The organism is Amycolatopsis keratiniphila subsp. keratiniphila (assembly GCF_001620365.2).
Taxonomy (GTDB): domain Bacteria; phylum Actinomycetota; class Actinomycetes; order Mycobacteriales; family Pseudonocardiaceae; genus Amycolatopsis; species Amycolatopsis keratiniphila.
In genome coordinates, this window is record NZ_LQMT02000052.1 from 21596 (window position 1) to 42160 (window position 20565).

Here is a 20565-nt window from a genome sequence, read left to right on the forward strand (position 1 = left end):
CCGGTTCCGCCCGGTGTGCCGTCCGGGCGGAACCGGGGTTTCACTTTTCCAGGCAGAATTCGCCGACCGGCCAGCCGACGTGGCGCTGATCGGTGGCCAGGTGGCCCAGCACCTGGGTGCCCGGCGTGAGTTCGGTGACGTTGAGCACCGCACCGCCGGGGCCGAGGACCCGTACGTGCCAGTCGTCCTGGACGATCAGGTTGACGCCGACGCCCTCCTCGGAAACGGCCTTGATGCTCAGCAGCGGCCGGGATTCGAGTTTGATCCGCCCGACCACGATCCGGCGGGTCCGGCCGTCGGCGCCGACACCGAGCACGGTGCTCCCGGCCTTGAGCTCGCTCAGGTAGTTCGTCCTGTTGTCCTGTCCGAAGACGTAGGAGTGCAGCGCGCCGGCGTTGATCCGGAACGGCCGCGTCGGCATGTAGGGCAGTGGGTGGGTTTCGCTGCAGCACAGGATGAAGCCCTGCGAGTACGAGCCGACCAGCATGCCCTCGTCTTCGTCGAAATGGGTGCAGGTGTCGATGCAGACCCGGTCGCCGAGGCCGCAGTGCTCGATCGACTCGACGGTGAGTTTGGTCAGGCTCAGCTGCGGTGTCTTGTCCCGCAGGATCTCCATCAGGCCGAAGACGTCGTTGGCGTCGCGAGGCGCGAGCAGCACGCCTTCGGAGCCCTTTTCGAGGACGTCGACAATGATCTGTGCCTCTTCGAGATCGTCGGCCTGGCAGATCAGCTGTCCGGACGAACCGTCCGCGGCCGCGATGACGATTTCGAGCGGGATCTTCGTCGGATCGCGGAATTCCACCACCGTGTAAGGCAGTGAGCGCGCGGATTCGCAGGCCAGCTTCAGGGTGGCGTCATCGCGTACGTGCACCAGTGCGGCGATGTCGGTCTTCTCGTCGTACCAGGCGTTCTTGAGGGCGTTCAGCTCGGTTTCCCCGCCCACGGAGCGGAGGCGCACCAGGCCCTCGCCGTCACTGTCGCGGTCCGGCTTGACCAGAACGCGTTTGACGGTGGCGGGAAGGGTGTCGAGGAGCCGCACGTCGTCGTGCACCAAGGCGTCCACCCTCGCGTGCACGGCCGCGTCGACGACGGCTTCCCGCTGGGCATCGGGCACGGTACGGAGGTCGATCCAGGCGAACTTCACGGGGCACCCACCAGTTCCTTGCGCAGGGAGTCGGATATCCGGGGGCCGTGGATCACCCCGGCCAGTTCACGGACGGCGTGGCGTGGGTCGGGGCTTTCGAAGACCCGCCTGCCCACGGCCACGCCCTGGCAGCCCGCGGCCAGGGCCGAGGTGGCGAACTCGGCGAGGCCGCCTTCGACGGCGGCGCCGCCCGCGACCACGACCGGGATCGGGGAGCTCAGCACCACCTGCGCCATCCGCTCGGCGGGGGTGGCGAGCACCGTTTTGACGAGGTCCGCGCCGAGATCGGCCGCGATGCCGACCACATGCGCGAGCAACGCCGGATCACCCGGATCGCTGATCCGCGGGCCGCGGGGATAGATCATGGCCAGCAACGGCATGCCCCAGTCCGCGCAGGCCGCGGCGACGGCGCCGAGGTCGGCCAGTTGCGCGGCCTCGGTCTCGGAGCCGATGTTGACGTGCACGCTGACCGCGTCCGCGCCCAGCCGGATCGCTTCGTCGACGCCGCCCACGAGTACCTTGGCGTCGCGGTCGCTGGCGTGCGTGGTGCTGGCGGACAGGTGCACCACGAGGGAACAATCGCCCAGCGAGGCCGGGTCGACCATTCTCGCGCGTCCCTTGTGCACGACGATCGCGTCGCCGCCGCCGTCCGAGATGTCTTCTATCAAGCGATTGAAAGCCGCCGCGGTGCCGATCGGGCCATCGGATATCGAATGGTCGAGCGGCACGAAGAGATATCTGTTGTCGGCGCGCCGGGAAAGGCGCGCCATTCGTAGTGATTTCCCGGTGAGAAGAGTGACTGACATCTGCCCGCCTAGCGTGTCGTGTCCGAAGTACCTGCCTTTGGGCTCCAGGCTCCGCATCGGCATCCGAGCGGTGCGGGATTCTCCCTGCAGCCAGGCTGGCAGCGCACGCTGAAGAATCGGGCGAAAATCGGCGGAGGTCAGCCGCTCGGCGCGGGATCACGCTCCTCGTGCGCGCGCCTGGTACCGGCCGCCGCCGCGGCGAGCGTGTCGAGGGCGGCCTGGGACGGGCTGTCCTTGTCCGCGGTGTACGTCACCAGTTTCTGGTCGAGCACGCCGGGAATGGCGAGGGATTCGTAGTGCAGTTCGAGTCTGCCCACCAACGGGTGATCGAACTCCCGCAGACCGTGGCTCCGGTCCTGGACGTCGTGGTTCTCCCACCACTGCCGGAAATCCTCGCTCTTCAGGAACAGTTCCCCGACCAGCGCGACGATGCCGGGATCGTCCGGATAGCGGCCGACCGCCACCCGCAGGTGGGCCAGTTCCTGCCGGGCCATCTGTTCCCAGTCGACGTACAACTCCCGGGCGGCGGGATCGCAGAAACCGTGCCACACCATATTGCGCAACGGCGGGCGGCAGGCCTCGAAATCGGTGAGCAGCGCGACCGCGAGATCGTTCCAGGCGAGGACTTCCATCCGCCGCCCCACGACGAACGCGGGGGTGCTGGGATTGAGCAGCTCGAGCAGGCGGCGCACACTCGGCCGGACCTCCTCGTCGGAGGCCTCGCGCCGCGGGGCCGGCTCGGAGCGGGCGAGGGTGTACAGGTGGCTGCGTTCGTCTTCGTCCAGGCCCAATACCCGCGACAGCGCCTCCAGCACCGTGGGCGACGGCCGGCCGTCACGGCCCTGCTCCATCCGGACGTAGTAATCGACGCTGATCCCGGCGAGGTGGGCGATTTCCGTCCGGCGCAGTCCCGGGGTGCGCCGGCGGCCGACGGAGGTCAGTCCCACGTCCTCCGGCCGCAGCCGATCACGCCGGGACCGCAGGAAATCGCTGAGTTCCTTCCTTGCCTGCACCCACCCATTATGGCGGAACCGTCGCGGCCGACAACCTCGGTAAGCTGGTAATGCCATTACTAGGTTGAGGATTACCAGGCGCGAATACCAAAGAGGCCGCCGCGGGGGAAGCACGTGAAGCGGTCTTCGCGTACTTCCACCCAGGAGGGCGCGTTCAGGCCGGCCGAAGGTCCGGTACCTCGATGGTGGGCAGTTTGTCGGTTTTGAGAATGGCCTCGAACAGCCGTTTCGTCTGGGGACTGGGTTCCAGTCCCAGGTCTTCGGCGAGTGTGCGGCGGAGCCGGTGGAACACCATCACCGATTCCGCGCGCTGACCCGAACGGTAATGCGCCACCATCAGCTGGGCATGGATGTTCTCGTCCATGGGATGGGCGTTCACGAGCTGCCGCAGTTCGGCGATCACCGCGCGGTGTCTTCCCAGCCTGAGGTCGGCGTCGATACGCTCGCCGAGGACACTGAATCTGGTCTCCTTGATCTCCAGCCGGTACGCGGCGATCGAGGGGCCGGGGCGTACGTCGGCGAGAACCGGTTCTTCGCACAACCGCAGCGCGGAGTGGAAGAGCGTGGCGGCCCGGCGGACGTTCTCCCTGGCCAGTTCTTCCCGCGCCGTGGCGACCTGCCGGTCGAAGAGCTCCTTGTCGAGGCACTCCCGCGGCACCACCAGCTGGTATCCCTGGTGCCTCGTGCGCAGTTCGAGTGCCGCGTCCGGCGAGTCGGCGCTCGCCGGGATGGACCGGAGGATCTTGCGCAGCTGCAGGGTGTAGGTCTGCAGCGTCGACAACGCACTCTTGGGCGGATCCGTCGGCCACAATTCATCGATGCAGCAGTCCACCGAAACGACTTCGTTGGAATTAATCATGAACAATGCGGTAAGGTGTCGTAACTTGGGTGCCGTCGGCGTGTAGTCGACGCCATTCGCGCTCAGTGAGAGTCGGCCAAGTATACGCAAATCCATGGTACCCCCGTATGTGCAATCGGATATGATGCCCGCATGTCGAAAAAACCGGCCAAACATCCTATGTTTGATCCTAGCAGGAACCCTCTGGGCTGAACGGGTGTTCCCAAAGCCGGTGAAGCGCGGTCTTGTTGACGCTCGGCGACATGCGCGCGGCGGAATTCCCTGCCTGTTGGTCCATTCGCTCCCTCGTCAGCGGAGACGCGGCCTCGTTATGGATTCACCGAACGGCATCCACGGCGTTAATGTCAACGGCTTTTGAGGCGCCCTTTGGGGAATGCGCACCCGGACGGCGCCCGCGCCGTGAGATCCGTCTCCGGACACGCGAGATCCGCGCCGAATCACGTGAGTTCGGTGTCGCGTCACGCGGGTGCGCCCGCGACCCGGGCTCAAGACCGCGCGAAGTTCTCAAGTCGGGCATCGCGACCGCCGGTCATCTGTTCCGCCGTTTGCGCACGACCTTCGTCAGGCGCGGGACTCCTTCGATCAGCAGCGGGGCGGTGATCCCGCAACTGATGCCGATGAGGATCTCGGGCCAATGCGGCACGGGCACCGGGAGGAAGGCGAGCAGCAGGAAGAGAATCGCGAACCAGGCTTTCCATCGCTTTCGGAAGAACCAGAGGATCCGGGCCCGGATGGAAACGTGCACGGCGCCCGACCAGGCTTCCTCGAAGAGCCTCAGGAATATCCTGACGAAATTCGGGAGCATGCCCTGTGGGGCGGCGACCTCGATCATGACCCCTTCGAGGCTGCGTTGCCGATATGGGTCGTAGATGTCGAATCTGACGATTTCGCCGTCGATGGAGAAACAGGTGGCGAGTTCCATGTCCTCCGCGGTCCTGCTCAACCGTATTTCCACATTGGGATGATTCTTGAATTCTCGCACCCAGGCGTCGATACGTTCCGTGGAAATGGTCCGCATGGTTTCGCTCCGCCATTTCGCCGCCAGCGTCGGCGCGGCGAGCAGGATGCGGATCCGCACGCCGGCTTCGGCGCGCTCGCGAAGTGCGCGCACCGTTTCCTCGTACGGTGGCGTCACGAGCATCGGCAGGCAGATCTCGCTCCGTGCGGACCGGAGGAGGTCCAGATACGAGTGGAATACCGAGGAATCCTCCATCGGGCCCAGGACCTTGATGTAGGGCTCGAGGGTGACCCGCAACGTTAGCAACCGATCGGCGATGCCCTGGTCGCCAAGGCGGGTCGCGATCAGGTCTGCCAGCCGGGGAACGCGTCCGGTGACCGTCACGCCGTGAATGACGTTCCGGGTGAGCCATTTCCGGTGCAACAGGTCTTGAATCGCCAGTCGGGCCTCGGCTATGGATTCGAGCCCGGGATAATGGCGGACGATTTCCGCCAGATCCCGCTCCGGCCGGTCGTACCCCCGTGTCGCCATCACGACGGCCAGTATCGCGGCGGAGCGGGTCATCCCTGCTTGCTGAAGATCCTGGGCTATGCGCAGTTCGGACCGGTCGAGAGTTCCCACGAGGCCTCCTCCTGGTGGGCATACCCCTCACAGGATAGAGGCGGCCATTTCGGCTGTCTGCCCGCCAGGAGGATGAACCGGCTAGTTCCTTGAATTGTGTGTCTGTTCGATTCTTTCGGCAAGGCGGGAGGGCATGACGAAATGATCGTTGGAATAGTTGTGCGGAATCCGGTCGTAGGATTCCTCGCTCCCGCTGGAGGCGAACAGCATCAAATTGCAGATTCGGGCGCCGGGGTGCAGCAGGACGGCGTGGCGTAGATGGTTGACTATCTCCAGGGTGAGGACCGCGCCATTGCTGCTGCCGAAGCCGGGGCTGACCTGGCCGCAGAGCACCACGCCGACGCCGAGGCGGGCGTAATCGCTGGTGCCGTCGACGAGCCCGGCCAGCCTGCCCGAGAGCCCGATGCGTTCCATGGTCGGGGCGAGGACGACCTCACCGGGTTCCACCCGCAGGCGGCGCCGGTCGTCCAGGTCTTTCGGCACGAGATCCGGGTAGGTGCCGCGGTCGGCGATGTCGACCGCGCCGGTGGACACCAGGCTGAAGGCTTCTTCGCCCAGCCGCAGGCTGATCGCCGCGGGCCGGATCAGGGAGTCGTCGAAGGGCGTGACGGAAAGATCGCCCTCCAGCAGCGCCCTCCTGATCTCCCTGTCGGTCAGCACGCCGCGGTCGAATCGCCGGTTTCCGATGCGGAGCTTGGAGAGCCTGCCCGAGGAGGCGGGCTGGACCGTGGTCATGAGGAGACCCGCTCGGTGAAGGCGGCGACGACGGATTCGACGAGAAGACTGAATTCCTCTTCGCTCATTTCGCCGTTGGGCTGGTCGTCGGTCTGGCCGGGAAGGCAATAGACGACGGTTTTCGCCGACCGGTGGGGCCCCTGGAAGACCAGTGTCGCGGTGAGGCCGGCCTCGATCGGCCGGACGGTGTGCACGACTTCGGTGTCGCAGCTGTAAACCTGGCCGCGTCGTACATGCGGGGCTCGAAGCTTCCTGAGGCGAGCCTGTCCGTCGCGTCGCAATGCCGCGGGGTCGGCCGGATCGGCGCCGTACCAGTACCTGGTGTGGAGCTCGCCGCCTTCGTCGGTTTCGCCGTACTCGACCATGTGCATGCCTTCGCCGGCGACGACGGTCGAGGCGAATTCCCAGCGATGGCTGTGCGGATTGGATTCGCCGCGCGACGGCTCCGTGGACGCCGGCCAGACGTGGAGCCGGATCCTGAAGTCGGCGGAGGAGTGCAGCACCATCTTGGCGAAGCCGTTCGGGTGCCAGTAGGAGCGCTTGGCGGCTTCGCGTACGGCTTCCTCGTCGCCGAGGATCGCTTCCAGCCAGGCGAGGAAGGTGCCGGGATCGTCCTGGACCCGATGGGCCGCGCGGCGGAGCCAAGGCGGCCCCACGACGCCGTCGGCGGGCCGTGATCGCGTGACGGCCCGGACGAACGCGTGAGCTCCGGCCGAATCGGCCGGGCTGGACGACGGTGAGTTGTCGGTCATGGAGTCGTACCTGAAGTTCCTGGAGGGCTGAGCGGGGGTGCGGCTACGGCGAGTGCTGCCGAGCGAAGAGCCGTGACGGCGTCCAGGGTCTGCCAAATCGGCAGGTCCCCGCTTCCCCAAGCCCACAGACCCTGATCGGCGTCATAGCGCTCCCAAAGGGTTCCGAGCGCACGGTTGAGCCGGGGGAGTGGCAGGAGGGGGGCGGTGGCCAGCGCTTGGACGACCCAGGCGGAGGTGAAGTGTCGGATGATGATCCGGGCGGTTCCGTCACCGTCGGGACGAGGCTTTTCGAGGTCCTCGGCCACGCCGTCATCCGGATGGGTGTGGTCGACGAGCCATTGTGTGGCTTCGTCGGCCGCTTCTCGAACATCGTTGCGATCGTCGCGGTTCCGCAGCACGTCGCGCAGCACCACGATGGCTCGCGCGGTGTGCGCCACGGACGGCTCGGGTGCCACGAGCCCGGCTTCGTTCTTCTCCGGCCACAGCCGGAGGCCGTCGAATTCGAGCCTGGTGGCCAGGAGATCGTCGATCAGCCGATCGGTCAGCGGGGCGTCCGGCCGTAACCGCACCGCCGTCTGCAGGGTCGTCGCCAGCAGGTACGGGCGGGTGTTGCTGAACGGGTCCAGCGAATGCTCCAGGAGCCGCAGCCCGTCATCGGCGGAAAGCGTGGTGCCCACCCGGAACAGCGCGTCCACGACCGCCGCGGTGGTCTCGGGCCACCTGCCTTCCGGCCGCCCCCGCCAGCCGAATTCGGAGCGACGGCTGTGGAGGTTTTCGACGAGCGGATGTAGGTCGAGGTAGGTGTCACCTACCAACTGCATCGTGCTGATCCCGTACGCGGTGCTGAGCACGGTCGGAGGCGTCTTCTTCTGCAGGTTCTGCCGCCACCCCAGCGGTTTCCCGTGCTCGTCGCGGATCAGGCGCTCGGCGAGTTTGGCGCCGACGGTGTGGAACACCTGCAGCAGTGACCGCGAAGTGTCGACGACGCCCGCGTCGCCGACGGCGGGCGGGGTGTGCTCCTGCGGCGAACGGGCCGTCTCGACCAGGGTGAACAGTGCGTTCGCGGCGCGGAAGTGGTCGTCGAGCTGGCGGGCGTTATGTGTCGACGGCAGGTACTTGCCGGTCTCCCACTGGGTCAGGTTCGCCCTGGTCACCCCGATGATCCGGGCCGTTTCCGCCTGGGTTTCGCCCGCGGCCTTGCGCAGCCGCCGCAGTTCACGTCCGACACCCGACGCGGTAACGGTTTCCGCATCGGGGCTTACCGGCCGCCGTCCAGCCGATGTAGGCTTCATGTAGGCACTAGACACAGGCTTACCTACCTCTAGTAGGCAAAGTAGGGCGGTGACTGAACGTGCACACAACGGGGAGAGTACAGCAAGCGAATCGGACCGCGCTGGCGCGTTGGTCAATGTCTTGTCACGACGGGCAGGCGCTCGCGTCCGGGCCTGTTCTACCTGGTCCTGGGGTGCGCGATCCACCCGGCCGCGAGGCATGGGCCGAACAGGGCACGACCGAAGAGTGGATGCTGTCAGCCATCTGAATGTGACGCTGTGCATCCGTTTCGGTTCGCGTCGCCTGCGGGTCACACGAATGCCGGAGTAGGCGTCGTGTGCGCCGACCCGAATCAGTGCTTCGCCGCATCGGGGGTGAACCTCATGTCCCACCACGAGAACCACACGGCAGCGCCCCGATCTTGGTTCGATCGACTTCTCGAACGCTTCCACGAATGGCTCTTCGCGTCCGGCGAGGACGCGAGAGCCGCCGCTCGTGGCTGGCAGGTGACCCGGGTGCCGGACAGCAGGCGCCGTGTCTACCGCGATCCCCGCTGGGACACCGTGCACGCGTGCGAACCGTGCGGAGGCACGGGGTGGTGGCCCTACGAGGACGCCGTTTGCCCGGACTGCGCCGGTGCCGGTGTCGTCCGCTCCATTCCCGCGGCGGCCGCGGTCGCCGAGAAAACCGCCGGACGGACAGGAGGAAGGTCATGAGCCGTTGGCAGGAACCCCAGGCGATCGCCGAGCTGGCCAGGGAGATCACGGTGGTCAGGAGGCCCAACCCGGTCACCGCGCTTTACCACTGGCGCTACGAGATCTGCGCGCTGCTCGTCCTCCCGTACGCGCTGTTCTCGCTTTTCCAGGCGGCCGGCCCGATCTGGGGCGCGGTCGTGCTGTTCGGCGTCGCGAATTGGCTGTTCTACTGGAAATCGGCGCGGCGATTCCTTCGCGACCGGCTGCGCTCGGTCGTCGTGCAGCACCGGCTGCGGACCGGATTCGCCCGCGCCCGGGTGTGCACCCTCGACGGCAAGCTGCCGGTGATCCTGTGGACCAAGCCGCGTGGCGACGAGGTCGAGGTCACCGTGTTCTGCCCGGCGGGGGTCGGCTACGAGCGCATCGAGCAGAGGCGGGCCCTGCTGGCCGCGGCGTGCTTCGCCTCCGACGTCCACGTGTACCGCCACCACAAACGTGCGAACGTGGTGCATCTTTCGGTGTGCACCGCGAGGTTGCGCAAGGACGCCGCCGAGCTCACGCCCGCGCCACGATATGCCGGGCGGACGGACGGTGCCGCCATTCCCCTTCCGGTGCCCTTCGAAGGAATTCCTCGCGCAGCACGGCGATGAACTCTTCACCGCGCGCGTCCGCCAGCGGCCGCATCGGTCCCGAACGGGTGTGCGCGGTGAAGAACGTGTCCGCGTCGGGGTGGGCCATCGGGAACGACAAAGGCTCGTCCCGTTCGAGCGTGGCGCCCGCCAGCGCGGGGACGAGCCGTTCTTCCCACGAGCGGTCGCCTGCCGGGACGTGCTCCCGGAGCACCTCGGACAGCACCGTGAAGGCCCCGCCCGGTTCGGTGCTGTGCGGCCAGTAGACGACCGAAAGCACTCCGCCGGGACGTAGCGCCTCGGCCCAGGACCGGAGCGCCACGTCGGGTTCGGGCAGTTGCTGGAGGCCGAAGACCGAGACGATCGCGGCGGCCGAGCCCGCGTCGAGTTCCGAGGCGTCGCCCTCGCCGACGCGGACGAGTGGGTTGCCCGCGGCCCGGTTCCTGGCCCTCGCGGCCATCCCCGCGGACAGATCGATGCCGACGATCTCGCGGCCGGGCAGGTGCCCGGTGAGCACGTCGAGCTCCGGGAAGGTCCCGCAGCAAGGAACGAAGACGGGGCCGTCGGGCAGGTCCGAGGGGAGGGCCCGCACCGCCTCGGCGACCCAAGGCGCGAAACGGGGGACGTAATACGCCTCGTAACCGTCGGCGGCTTCGTCCCAGGCGCGGGCGAGGCGTCCGGCGGTCAGGACGCGATCTCCAGGGCTTCGGCCTGCTCGGTCACCGGTGCGGTGACCACGCGGGCGGGGATGAGCAGTGACGCCAGCGCGATCAGCCCGGTCAGCGCCATCGCGCGTTCGACCAGCCCGAGCGGGATCGCCCGCCACCAGGGCTCGCCGCCGTTCATCGAGACCACGATGGCCCCGAGGATCACGCCGAACCAGGCCAGGGCCGCCACCGCGAGCACCCGGGTCACGGCGCGGCGCGCGGGCGAGGAGGGGAAGACGGCTTTCGCCGCGAACCACACGGCCAGCGGCAGGCAGACGAAGGCGACGACGCTCGCGATCCGGTGCACCGTGCCGCCGGTGCTCGGCCCGATCGCCCAGTTGTTCTTGGGGAACGCCACGATCACCACGAGGCTCACCGTCCAGAGCGCGCAGAACACCGACGCCGCGGACAGGGCGGGAAGGTGTTTGCGGCGGATCAGCGCGCCGAAGCCGATCGCCGAGCCGAACGCGACCAGCAGGACCGCGACGTCGAAGATCCACTTGTTCTCGCTGAGCGCGTACTCGCTGATGGTGCGGCGGACCGGGCTGATGTCGCTGGTGGCGGGGAGGACCTGCAGCAACAGGATCAGCAGCGCTCCGCCGGCGACGGAGACCACGGCGGCCAGCAGGGCCAGCGGTGACCTGGCGGTGACCTGGGGCGTCGTCATGGTTGAAAGGTAACCGCCCATCCTGAAGGTTTTCTTAGGCCGACCTGTCGGAATCGACAGGAAAGTCCGATTGTACGGCGCGCGTACCGGTGATCGTTCCGGTACGGACGGTGAGATCGTTGGGCCGAAAGAGGTGTAGGCGACTTGTGGCGGGTCCCTCCGGCGGGGTCGCGGGTCTAGGGTCTCGCTACCGGTGACCTCACCCGGTCACCGGACTGTCCAAGGAGGTCAGTCTGTGGGGTATTCACCAAACCGGCGAAGAGCGGGATGGACCGCGGCGACCCTGGTACTCGCCGGGGCCTTCGTGGCACTTCCGTCGGCCACGACGGCGGGGGCCGCGGACAACGTGGTGCGAGCCGACAAGGCCGTGCCGCGTTCCTGTTTCGCCGCGCTGCAGAAGCCGGGTACGCCCGGCACCGATCGGCGCGAGTTCACGTCCACAGTAGACGGTCTGTTGCAGGCGCGCCTGGCGCCGCGCGGCGGCACCGAGGGCGACTGGGACCTCGCGGTCTTCGACAAGACCACCGGTGCCGTGGTCGCCGCGTCCGCCGCGTTGCGCAGCCACGAGCTCGCCGAAGGCTTCGTGAAGAAGGACCAGAAACTCGTCGTGCAGACCTGCCGGTACGACGGCCGGACGCGCGACGCGGTACTGGGGGTCGACTTCCTCTCGCTCACGCCGCAGGGGACCCCGACCGGTGCCGCGCCCGCGCCGCAGCGCGCCGAACTGGTCCGGGTCGAGACACCCGCCAAGCAGGACAAGGACAAGCTCCTCCGGCTCGGGCTGGACGTCACGGAGAAGGCCGACGCCACCGGTGTGCAGGTCGTCCTCGCCAACGACGCCGACCGCAAGACGCTGGCGGACAACGGCTTCAAGGCGAAGGTGATCGACGGCGACCTTTCGGCGCGGTCGATCCAGAACGCCAAGACCGACCGCGAGTACGCCGCGAAGACGCCGGGCTCCACCCTGCCGTCCGGGCGTACGAGCTACCGGCACCTCTACGACTACCAGTTCGAGGTCAAGGAACTGGCCCGCAAGAACCCCGGCCTGGTCACGGCGTTCACGCTGCCGCAGCCGACCTGGGAAGGCCGCGACGTCCTCGGCCTCGAGATCGCGACCGACGTCAAGAACATCGCCGACGGCAAACCCGTCAACTTCACCATGGGCGTGCACCACGCCCGTGAGTGGCCGGCGGGCGAGCACGCCATGGAATGGGCCCACGAACTGGTCAAGGGCTACACCGGCAACAACGCCGAGATCCGCGGCCTGGTCGGCCGGACGCGCAACATCATCGTGCCGATCGTCAACCCCGACGGCTTCGAAATCTCCCGCGAGGCCGAGCCCAGGGGCGACTTCTCGCGTTTCGACTACGAGATGAAGCGCAAGAACTGCAACGTCAACGACTCGCCCAAGGAGTTCGCGACGGGCGTCTGCAAGGCCAACCCCGGCGGCCGTGAACGCGGCACCGACCCGAACCGCAACTACGCGGGCTTCTGGGGCGGCGCCGGCGCGTCGACCCTGTGGCGCAGCGACACGTTCCGCGGTGCCGGCCCGTTCTCCGAGCCCGAGACGCAGAACGTCCGCTCGATCGTGTCGAACCGCCAGGTGACCAACCTGATCACGCTGCACACCTTCTCGAACCTGGTGCTGCGTGTCCCGGGTGTCGCCGCCGTCCGCCCGCCGCTCGACGAGCCGGCGTACAAGGCGCTCGGCGACAAGATGGCCTCGCGCAACGGATACACCAGCCAGCCCTCGTGGGCGCTCTACGACACGACCGGCTCGACCGAGGACTGGTCGTACTGGGCCACCGGTGGCTGGGGCTTCACCTTCGAGGTCGGTCCGAACGAGTTCCACCCGCCGTTCGCCGAGGGTGTCGTCGCCGAGTACACCGGTGTCGCCCCCGCCGCGGGCGCGGGCAAGGGCGGAAACCGTGCCGCGTTCATCGATATGCTGGCCAACACCGCCGACCCGGCGGCGCACTCGACGCTGATCGGTACGGCGCCGAAGGGCTACCAGCTGAAGCTGCACAAGACGTTCCAGACGCCGACCTCCCCGGTGGTGCAGCCGGACGGCTCGACGAAGCCGCCGATCTACGTGACCGACGACCTGAACTCGTCGCTGTCGTCGACCGGTGGCCGGTTCGCGTGGTCGATCAACCCGTCGACCCGCCCCTACGTCGCGGGCCGCTACGGCCGCGAGCCGCAGGGACCGGCGCAGCCCGCGATCCAGGCCGTGAACCCGGCCGGGGTCCCGGCGATCAACCAGAACTACCCGACGGACCCGACCTCGGAGAGCTTCACCTTCCGCGTGGACGGGCTCCCCAAGGTCGACAACGGGAAGTTCAGCGTCGACGTCAAGTGGGCGAGCCAGGACACCGACTGGGACCTGTACGTCTTCGACGCCGCGGGCAACATGGTGTCGTCGTCGGCGAACGGTTCGACCACGGAAGAGCACGCGATCCTGTACGACCCGCCCGCCGGGGAATACCGGGCCGTGCTGGTGAACTACTCGCAGGCGAATCCGTCCACTGTGGACGATTGGACCGGCGGTGTGTCGTTCCAGTCGCCGATCCCGCCGACCTACGGTCCGAAGGAGGCGTACCAGCTGACCTGTACGTCGCCGAAGGGCAAGCTCGTCGGGCTGACGGACGTGTACATCGACCGCGGCCAGACGGTCGACGTCGGTGAGGTGTGCACCCGGTCGGCGCGGGCCAAGAAGGAGCGCTCGGTCCGGTAGTTCCTCGCTTCACGCGCGTACGTTCGGTGCCGGCACCGGCGTGCTAGGAACGGTCCTTTCCTTGCGAATTTTGCAAGGAAAGGACCGTTCATTGCATCAGAGAGGGTCCGGAGCCGCGTTCGCCACACCGCTCCGCTACGGGATGTCGCGAAAGCCACTTTCGGGACGTCTGATGTCTCGAAAGTGGCTTTCGCGACATGGGAGCGCTGACAGGACTCAGCAGCGTTGCGAAAGCCACTTTCGCAACCTTCAACGTTGCGAAAGTGGCTTTCGCAACGTCGCTCCGCCGGCAAGCGGCCCGGAACATCAGACGGTGCCGGCCACCCGGTCCCGCACCACCCGCATGGTCGCCGCGTCCACAGTGGACGGCTCCGCCGCCAGCCAGCCGCCGATCTCGTGCAGGAACTGCTCCGGCGTCATCGGCGGCGCGGGGGAGGGATCGTCGAGATCCGTGGTGATCTCCCCGGTCCGGCTCGGGTACACGACCATCGCCCCGCGCAGCGTGACACCGGGCAGGACCCGCCGGAACTCGGCGAGGCTTTCGGTCAACCTGCTCCCGCCGCCGCGGAAGGCGCGGCCGTTGCGCAGCAGGCGGTCGTCGTCCCCGGTTTCGTAGTGTCCCGGCAGCCACAGTTTCGATTCCACGAGCACGAGCCGCTTCCCGCACAGCACCGCGTGGTCGACGTCGGCGAACACCGAGTCCGGCCACGAGAGGCCGTGGAAGATCCGCGCGCCGGGCAGCCGGGTCAGATAGCGCTCGAGCATGTCGGCGGTGAGGCGCTCGGCGAGTTCGTCGCTCTCGACGCCGGGGGTGCCGAACACGCGTTTCCCGCCGAATTCGGCGGCGAACCGGTTCTTGGCGCGGGAGGCGGCCAGATAGCCACGCGCGAGCCGTTGCACCAGCAGGGCGGTTCCGGCGGTCAGGAGCAGCCAGACGATCAGCGTGGGCGCCGAGAACCCGACGCCGGTCAGCACCGGCAGCAGGACCAGCACCATCCCGCCGACCGCCGCCACCACGGGGGTGTGCCCGGGGCCGCGACGGCGGCCGTGGCGCACGCGCTCGTCCTGTGCGGCGAACTCCCACCATTCGAGGTCGTCCGGATCGATCACGACCGGCTCGGGTTCGTAGCCCGGTTCTTCGCCGAAGCGGCGCCGCGGCCGCGGCCGGATCGGGGCGCGCACCGAGCGCCCGCCCGCGTCGTAGCCCGCGCGCCGCATCGGATCGCTGAGCGTGTCGTAGGCCTCGCGGACCAGCTGGAACGTGAGGGCGGACCCGCCGGTGTCCGGGTGATGCGACTTCGCCAGCCGCCGGTACGCGGTCTTGATCTCGTTGACCGAGGCGGCCTTGCCCACCCCGAGCACCTCGTAATAGTCGACGTCGGGCACGGGCGGTTCACCTCCAAAGGGCCGGGCCGCAACACTATTCGGCCGCCGCCGCCGGGTCGCAACCACCTCCGCGGCGCGTCGGGGTGACGTCGCGGGCATACTGTTTCGCTTGTGGCGGAACGAGGTCCGCCTCCGCCGCGTCCTGGATATCGTGGAGATCGACAGCACACGAGGAAGGATCGCGGTGGGAGAACCGGTCACGGGCACGGCCGCTGGGGTGCCGTTCACCGTCTTGCCGCCATCTGCCGAGGTCAGCGGACCCGCGCCGGTGGTCGTCGCCTGGCACATGATCGACGCGCCCCGCTCCGACGCGGCGTTCGCGGCCGCGTTGCCGCTGGCGGGGGCGCCGGCGTGGCGGGTGTATCTCGGAATGCCGTTGTGCGGCGCGAGAATGGTCGACGGCAGCATGGACGCGGTGGTGGAACGGGCCGTCCGGGACTCGGTGCTCGCCTATGCCGACCCGTTCGTCCGGCAGGCGGCGCTGGAATTCCCCGCCGCACTGGCTGAGCTGCGGGAACGCTTCGGGTTCGACACCTCGCGGATGGCCGTCGTAGGCGGTTCCCTCGGCGGTGCGGTGGCGCTCACGATCCTTGCCACGAGGGAGATCCCGGTGCGGGCCGCCGCGCTGGTCAACCCCGCCGTCCGGGCGCGGTCGCTGGTCGGCGTGGTGGAAACCATGCTGGAAAAGCCCTATTCGTGGACGGACGAAGCGAACCAAGCGGCGGATCAACTCGACTTCGTCGCACGATCGGGTGAAATCTCGGCCAGGGATACGCAGGTTCCGCTGCTGGTCGTCAGCGGAGAAGAGGATTTCCCGACGTTCCGCGCGGACGCCGACGAACTCGTCGACGCGTTGCGTGCCCGGTACTCCGTGGCCGACGACGTCCGGTTGCGCAGGCTCCCGGGCCTCGCTCACCCGCTCGCCGAAGACCCGGGCATCGAGCCCGCGCCGCAGTTGCCCATCGCGAAACTGGTGGACGACCAGGTCGCCGAGTGGCTGGTTCGCCACCTGGGCTGACGCGCGTCAGCAGGCCGGTGACGGCACCGACCGGGCCGGTCCGAATTCCAGGCGCAGCTTGTCGGTCTTGGGGATCACGAACGCGACGCCGGTCGAGGCCCGCCAGTTCGCCGGGAGGAAGACGTACTGGCCGCTGGACTGCAGCAGCAGCTTCAGCCCGGTGTACCGGTATTTGTAGGCCGATCCGGGGTCCGCGCATTTCACCTGCGCGACACCGTTCGCGGCGAGATTGAGGCTTTCCGCGCTGTACAGCGTCGCGGCCGGTCTGGCCGGGATCACCGTGGAGGCCTCGAAGGCGCGGCTCGTGCCGACGGCTCCCGAGTAGTCGCCGACCGCCCAGAAGAGGCCGATGCTCACCAGGACGTAACCGGTGACCAGCTCCGCGACACTCGACCGGGCGCTTCCGGTCCTGCGTGAGGTCCAGTGACGCCAGGAGAACAGCGCCATCAGGACCCGATCGCGAAGCCGACCCCCGGAACTCCGGGGCGGTCGCGAAAGGGTTCCGGGTCGAGCGCGATCGCCGTCGTCCCGGCCAGCAGCGCGAGGCCGAGGACACCGGCGACGGGGGAGCAGATCCGCAACAGTCGGGCCCAGGAAGCCTCGCCGAGGCGGATCTTCAGGAACCTGGTCAGGACGAGGAAGAGCAGGGCGGCGCCCGCGGCCGCGGTCAGGGGCAGGAGCACCCCGTCGACGCCGCGCCCGAAGATCTCGTCCGGTGTCTGGCCGAGCAGGGTGTAGTGCACGCGGAAGTAGCCGAAGTACGTCTGCGTGGAGACGAGCCCGAAGTAGTAGAGCAGCGCGGTGAGCAGGGTCGTGTTGGCCAGGACCGTGCCGACCAGCTTGAGCGCGTGTCCCGGGCCCGCCGCGGATTCGGGCTCCGGAGGCGCGGGGGCGCGCAGGCCCCGCCGTAGTGGCCGCCGGGTACTCATCCGCCCGTGGTTTCGCTCGGCGGCGTGCTTTCCGACTTCGGCGGCGCCGAGCTTTCCTCCGTGGTCCCGGTTTCGCAGGCCCTGGCGTGGATCTTGACCGTCTTGCCGGGATACACCGGATTCGGGCCGATACCGCGGATGCAGTTCCCCTCGCCCACGACCTCGACCGTTACCCCGCACCGCCGGGAGCTCTTGCAGAGGCGCTCGAGGTTCTGCTCGATCGCGCCTTTGGCGGTCTCGGGGTCGGTGCCAAGCAGGTCGCTGTTGTATCCGATCGGGCTCCCGGGCACGAGACCGGGCGGTGGAGAGTCCTTCGTCGGGATCGTCTCGGACGACGCCGTCGGGGCCGTCTCCGTGGTGATCCCGCTGTCGGTCGTCAGATCACCCGGTGCCGTGTCGCGGGGCGTGGCCGTCCCGCCGCAGGCCGTCGCGAACCCGAGAGCGGCGATCGCCATCGCCGTGCTGAACAGCCGTTTCATGGACCTCACCGTCCTTGAGGAAGACGCCCTTCTGGATAAGGACGCGGAACGAGTGGCCCCTGATACGTCCCGGCTTGGTCCATTCGGGCGTATTCCCCGGGTGGACCAGTGCACGACAACTTCGCCGCGTGGCCTTCCGACACGCCCGAAATTATGTTAAGAAACTTTACTAACTAACAGGGAGGCGCGTTTTGAGTTCATCCCCGCGGCCGGGGCTCGAGCGGAAGATCGGGCCGCTCCAGGCGACCGCCATCAACATGACCCAGATGTGCGGGATCGGCCCGTTCGTCACCATCCCCGCGATGGTGGTGACCCTCGGCGGTCCGCAGGCCATGTTCGGCTGGCTCATCGGCGCGGTCATCGCGCTGGCCGACGGCCTCATCTGGGCCGAACTCGGCGCCGCCCTCCCGGGCGCCGGGGGAACCTACGTCTACCTGCGCGAGGCGTTCGGCGTCCGCACCGGCAGGCTCATGCCGTTCCTCTTCGCCTGGAGCGCGGTGCTGTTCATTCCGCTGATCATGTCCACCGGCATCATCGGCCTGGTCCAGTACCTCGGGTACCTGGTGCCCGGCGTGGCCGACGACGGCGGGACGACGACGCTCGGCAAGGTGATCGGTCTCGGCATCATCGCCCTGATCGTGCTGGCGTTGTTCCGCAAGATCGGCGAGATCGGGAAGCTGACCACCGTCCTGTTCGGCATCATGCTGTTCGCCGCGCTCTCGGTGATCGTCGCGGCCTTCACGCATTTCGACGGCGCGCAAGCGTTCGCCTTCACCCCGGGCGCGTTCTCGTTCGGCGGCGGCGCGTTCTGGGCCGGGCTCGGCGCGGGCCTGATCATCGCCATCTACGACTACCTCGGCTACAACACCAGCGCCTACCTCGGCGGCGAGGTGCGTGACCCGGGCCGGACGCTGCCGCGCTCGATCATCCTGTCGATCCTCGGCATCATGAGCCTGTACTTCCTGCTGCAGCTCGGTGTCCTCGGCTCGATCCCGTTGGAAGAGCTGAAGAACGCCACTTCGGTCGCCTCCACCGTGCTCGAACAGGCGTGGGGCACGGGCGCGGCCAAGGTCATCACCGTGTTCATCGTGATCGCCGCGATCGGTTCGGTGTTCGCGGGCCTGCTCGGCGGATCGCGGGTCCCGTTCGAGGCCGCGCGCGACAAGGTGTTCCTGCCGGTCTTCGCCAGGCTGCACCCGAAACTGAACCTGCCGACCGCCGGTGTGCTGACGATGGGTGCCATCGCCGCGATCGGCTCGCTGTTCACCCTGACCGCGGTGATCAACGCGGCGGTGACGGTGCTGGTGCTCATCCAGTCGCTCGCGCAGGTCGCGGCGATCGTGGTGCTGCGGCGGCGACGGCCGGAGCTGGAGCGGCCGTACCGCCAATGGCTCTACCCGATCCCGACGATCATCGCGCTGCTCGGCTGGGTCTACATCTACTTCTCCGCGACCTGGCTCTCGATCGGGCTTTCGGTGGGCTGGATCGTGCTGGGCGTGGCCGCGTTCCTCGCCTACGCGAAGGCGGAACGCGTGTGGCCGTTCGGGCCCAAGGGGATTCAGGAATCGTTCGCGGGGGCGACAGAGGGGAACGGGAAGTGACGGGGGAAGAACTGATCCTGGGGATCGACTTCGGCGGGACGAAGGTCGCCATCGGGCTGGCGGACAGAGCCGGGAGCCTGCTGGTCACCCGCAGGCTCGACACCGACGCGCAAGCGGGCGCGGAGCAGGTGGTGAGCCGGGCGCTCGCCGCGGCGCGGAAACTGCTCGCCGACGAAGGCGCCGCGGACCGGCTCGTCGCGATCGGCGTCGTCAGCCCGGGCATCGTGCTGGAAGACCGGATCCTGCTCGCGCCGAACGTGCCGGGCTGGGAGGAACTGCGGCTGCGGGAACTCGTCGCGGCCGAGTTCGAGGGCGTCCCGATCGAAGTGGGCACCGACGCCAAGGCGGCGGCGCTCGCGGAATGGCGATGGGGGGCACTGGCGGACACCGATCCGGCGGTGTTCCTCTCGCTGGGGACCGGGATCGCCGCGGCGGTCCTGGTCGGCGGCCGGCTGCTGACCGGCGCCAACGGCGCTGCGGGAGAGATCGGGTACAACCTCCTCTCGCCGCAGGACACCGACGGGTTCGCCGGCGGAGCGGCGCCGCTGGAGGAAGCCGTCGGTGGGCGTGGGCTGGGCGGCCGGGCGAGTGTGCTGCTCGGCCGCCCGGTAACCGCGGGTGAGCTGTTCGGCCTCGCCAGGGAGAACGCGCAGGCGAAGGAACTCGTCGGCGCGGCACTCGACGAACTGTCGATGCACGTCGCGAATCTCGCCATCGCGCTCGATCCGCAGCGCATCGCCGTCGGCGGGGGACTGGTGCGCTCGGCCGACATCCTGCTGCCCGCCCTGCGCGAGCGGCTGGCGGGGGCCGTGCCGTTCCCGCCGGAACTGGTGTCGGCGAAATTCGACCAGGACGCGTCCCTGCTGGGCGCGATCGCGATCGCGCTGGACGCGTAGCGAGATCACCGACCGAAGCCGCCGGGCCTCCGCTAGATCCGATCTAGCGAAGGTCCGGCGGCTTTCTCGCGCCTGAGGGGTGAGGCGAGAGGAGGTCGGTCATGGACGTCAGTCCGCTGCGGGTCGCGGTGATCGTCGGCAGCACCCGCGAAGGGCGGGTGGGGGACTCCGTCGGCAAATGGTTCACCGGCCGGGCGGAACACCGGGAAGACCTCGTCATCGACGTGGTCGACCTGGTCGACTTCGACCTGCCCGCCGGGCTGCCGGAGCATCCGACGCCCGACATGAAGCGGTTCGCGCGGCTGGTCGACGAGGCGGAGGCGTTCGTCGTCGTCACCCCCGAGTACAACCGCAGTTTCCCGGCGTCGCTCAAGCAGGCGATCGACTGCGCCTACGACGAGTGGCGCGCGAAACCGGTCGGCTTCGTCTCCTACGGCTACCGCTCCCAGGGTCTCTACGCCGTGGAGCAGCTGCGCACGATCTTCACCGAGCTGCACACGGTGACCATGCGCGACACCGTGGCCTTCAACCTCCTCGACGGCACCCTCGACTCCGACGGGCAGGTACAGGCCGTGACCACCTTGCTCGACGCACTCGCCTGGTGGGGCCTCGCCCTGCGCGACGCGCGCGCCGCCCGTCCCTACGTCTGCTGAAAGCTTCTGAA

General features: G+C 68.3%; 21 protein-coding genes. 7 read left to right on the forward strand and 14 right to left on the reverse strand.

Going from position 1 to position 20565, the window contains the following annotated elements:
* Positions 1–40: 40 nt before the first annotated feature.
* The 8 genes from AVR91_RS41185 to AVR91_RS41220 form a co-directional block, all read right to left on the reverse strand.
* Positions 41–1144 (reverse strand): 3-dehydroquinate synthase II family protein, encoded by a 1104-nt coding sequence (locus tag AVR91_RS41185; protein ID WP_063276817.1) that lies wholly within the window; start codon positions 1142–1144, stop codon positions 41–43.
* Entirely contained in the window at positions 1141–1950 is an 810-nt protein-coding gene (locus AVR91_RS41190) for a 2-amino-3,7-dideoxy-D-threo-hept-6-ulosonate synthase (RefSeq protein ID WP_076153598.1), read from the reverse strand. The genes AVR91_RS41185 and AVR91_RS41190 overlap by 4 nt, the downstream gene beginning before the upstream one ends.
* Before the next feature lie 137 nt (positions 1951–2087).
* Positions 2088–2963 (reverse strand): helix-turn-helix transcriptional regulator, encoded by an 876-nt coding sequence (locus AVR91_RS41195; protein ID WP_063276819.1) that lies wholly within the window; start codon positions 2961–2963, stop codon positions 2088–2090.
* Between the two features lie 154 nt (positions 2964–3117).
* Positions 3118–3822 (reverse strand): AfsR/SARP family transcriptional regulator, encoded by a 705-nt coding sequence (locus AVR91_RS41200; RefSeq protein ID WP_158077426.1) that lies wholly within the window; start codon positions 3820–3822, stop codon positions 3118–3120.
* A gap of 529 nt (positions 3823–4351) precedes the next feature.
* Positions 4352–5401 carry a phospholipase D-like domain-containing protein gene (locus AVR91_RS41205; protein WP_143254270.1) on the reverse strand — a complete coding sequence of 350 codons (1050 nt, stop codon included), beginning with the start codon at positions 5399–5401 and terminating at the stop codon, positions 4352–4354.
* Between the two features lie 81 nt (positions 5402–5482).
* A complete protein-coding gene (locus tag AVR91_RS41210) occupies positions 5483–6136 on the reverse strand; it encodes a dCTP deaminase (RefSeq protein ID WP_063276822.1) in 654 nt (217 codons plus the stop codon).
* The gene (locus tag AVR91_RS41215; RefSeq protein ID WP_063276823.1) at positions 6133–6888 is read right to left on the reverse strand and encodes a hypothetical protein; all 756 of its coding nucleotides are present in this window, start codon (positions 6886–6888) and stop codon (positions 6133–6135) included. Before AVR91_RS41215 ends, AVR91_RS41210 begins: the two co-directional genes overlap by 4 nt.
* Positions 6885–8180 carry a helix-turn-helix transcriptional regulator gene (locus AVR91_RS41220; protein WP_063276824.1) on the reverse strand — a complete coding sequence of 432 codons (1296 nt, stop codon included), beginning with the start codon at positions 8178–8180 and terminating at the stop codon, positions 6885–6887. The genes AVR91_RS41215 and AVR91_RS41220 overlap by 4 nt, the downstream gene beginning before the upstream one ends.
* A gap of 363 nt (positions 8181–8543) precedes the next feature.
* Between AVR91_RS41220 and AVR91_RS41225 the strand changes: the two genes are divergently transcribed.
* Both AVR91_RS41225 and AVR91_RS41230 read left to right on the forward strand, forming a co-directional pair.
* Positions 8544–8876 (forward strand): hypothetical protein, encoded by a 333-nt coding sequence (locus tag AVR91_RS41225; protein ID WP_076153599.1) that lies wholly within the window; start codon positions 8544–8546, stop codon positions 8874–8876.
* Positions 8873–9505, forward strand: coding sequence for a hypothetical protein (locus AVR91_RS41230; RefSeq protein WP_063276825.1), 633 nt, complete (start codon positions 8873–8875; stop codon positions 9503–9505). The genes AVR91_RS41225 and AVR91_RS41230 overlap by 4 nt, the downstream gene beginning before the upstream one ends.
* Here AVR91_RS41230 and AVR91_RS41235 read toward each other — a convergent pair.
* Together AVR91_RS41235 and AVR91_RS41240 are read right to left on the reverse strand one after the other, a co-directional pair.
* Positions 9411–10076, reverse strand: a complete 666-nt coding sequence (locus AVR91_RS41235) for a class I SAM-dependent methyltransferase (protein WP_211282833.1) — start codon at positions 10074–10076, stop codon at positions 9411–9413. The two genes, AVR91_RS41230 and AVR91_RS41235, sit on opposite strands and share 95 nt — an antisense overlap.
* Positions 10077–10168: 92 nt before the next feature.
* The gene (locus AVR91_RS41240) at positions 10169–10858 is read right to left on the reverse strand and encodes a DUF998 domain-containing protein (RefSeq protein WP_043848032.1); all 690 of its coding nucleotides are present in this window, start codon (positions 10856–10858) and stop codon (positions 10169–10171) included.
* A 235-nt stretch (positions 10859–11093) separates the two neighbouring features.
* On the opposite strand from AVR91_RS41240, the gene AVR91_RS41245 reads away from it, so the two are divergent.
* A complete protein-coding gene (locus tag AVR91_RS41245) occupies positions 11094–13592 on the forward strand; it encodes a M14 family zinc carboxypeptidase (RefSeq protein ID WP_063276827.1) in 2499 nt (832 codons plus the stop codon).
* Between the two features lie 306 nt (positions 13593–13898).
* Here the strand turns inward: AVR91_RS41245 and AVR91_RS41250 are convergent, their stop codons facing one another.
* Positions 13899–14978: a J domain-containing protein gene (locus AVR91_RS41250; protein WP_063276828.1), complete on the reverse strand. Its 1080-nt coding sequence runs from the start codon at positions 14976–14978 to the stop codon at positions 13899–13901.
* Between the two features lie 184 nt (positions 14979–15162).
* Between AVR91_RS41250 and AVR91_RS41255 the strand changes: the two genes are divergently transcribed.
* Entirely contained in the window at positions 15163–15996 is an 834-nt protein-coding gene (locus tag AVR91_RS41255) for an alpha/beta hydrolase family protein (protein WP_228709482.1), read from the forward strand.
* Between the two features lie 6 nt (positions 15997–16002).
* Here AVR91_RS41255 and AVR91_RS44145 read toward each other — a convergent pair whose 3' ends face one another.
* Genes AVR91_RS44145 through AVR91_RS41265 form a run of 3 tightly spaced genes read right to left on the reverse strand, consistent with a single transcriptional unit; the run spans position 16003 to position 17404 of the window.
* Positions 16003–16443 carry a hypothetical protein gene (locus tag AVR91_RS44145; RefSeq protein ID WP_228709483.1) on the reverse strand — a complete coding sequence of 147 codons (441 nt, stop codon included), beginning with the start codon at positions 16441–16443 and terminating at the stop codon, positions 16003–16005.
* Positions 16443–16925, reverse strand: a complete 483-nt coding sequence (locus AVR91_RS44150; RefSeq protein WP_228709484.1) for a hypothetical protein — start codon at positions 16923–16925, stop codon at positions 16443–16445. Before AVR91_RS44150 ends, AVR91_RS44145 begins: the two co-directional genes overlap by 1 nt.
* Positions 16922–17404 carry a hypothetical protein gene (locus AVR91_RS41265; protein ID WP_063276830.1) on the reverse strand — a complete coding sequence of 161 codons (483 nt, stop codon included), beginning with the start codon at positions 17402–17404 and terminating at the stop codon, positions 16922–16924. The genes AVR91_RS44150 and AVR91_RS41265 overlap by 4 nt, the downstream gene beginning before the upstream one ends.
* Positions 17405–17595: 191 nt before the next feature.
* On the opposite strand from AVR91_RS41265, the gene AVR91_RS41270 reads away from it, so the two are divergent.
* The 3 genes from AVR91_RS41270 (at position 17596) to AVR91_RS41280 (ending at position 20554) form a co-directional block, all read left to right on the forward strand.
* Complete coding sequence (locus tag AVR91_RS41270; protein WP_063276831.1) at positions 17596–19005, forward strand: APC family permease; 1410 nt, start codon at positions 17596–17598, stop codon at positions 19003–19005.
* Positions 19002–19901: an ROK family protein gene (locus AVR91_RS41275; protein WP_063276832.1), complete on the forward strand. Its 900-nt coding sequence runs from the start codon at positions 19002–19004 to the stop codon at positions 19899–19901. Before AVR91_RS41270 ends, AVR91_RS41275 begins: the two co-directional genes overlap by 4 nt.
* A 101-nt stretch (positions 19902–20002) precedes the next feature.
* On the forward strand, positions 20003–20554 hold the full coding sequence (locus tag AVR91_RS41280) for an NADPH-dependent FMN reductase (protein WP_063276833.1): 552 nt from the start codon (positions 20003–20005) through the stop codon (positions 20552–20554).
* Positions 20555–20565 lie beyond the last annotated feature (11 nt).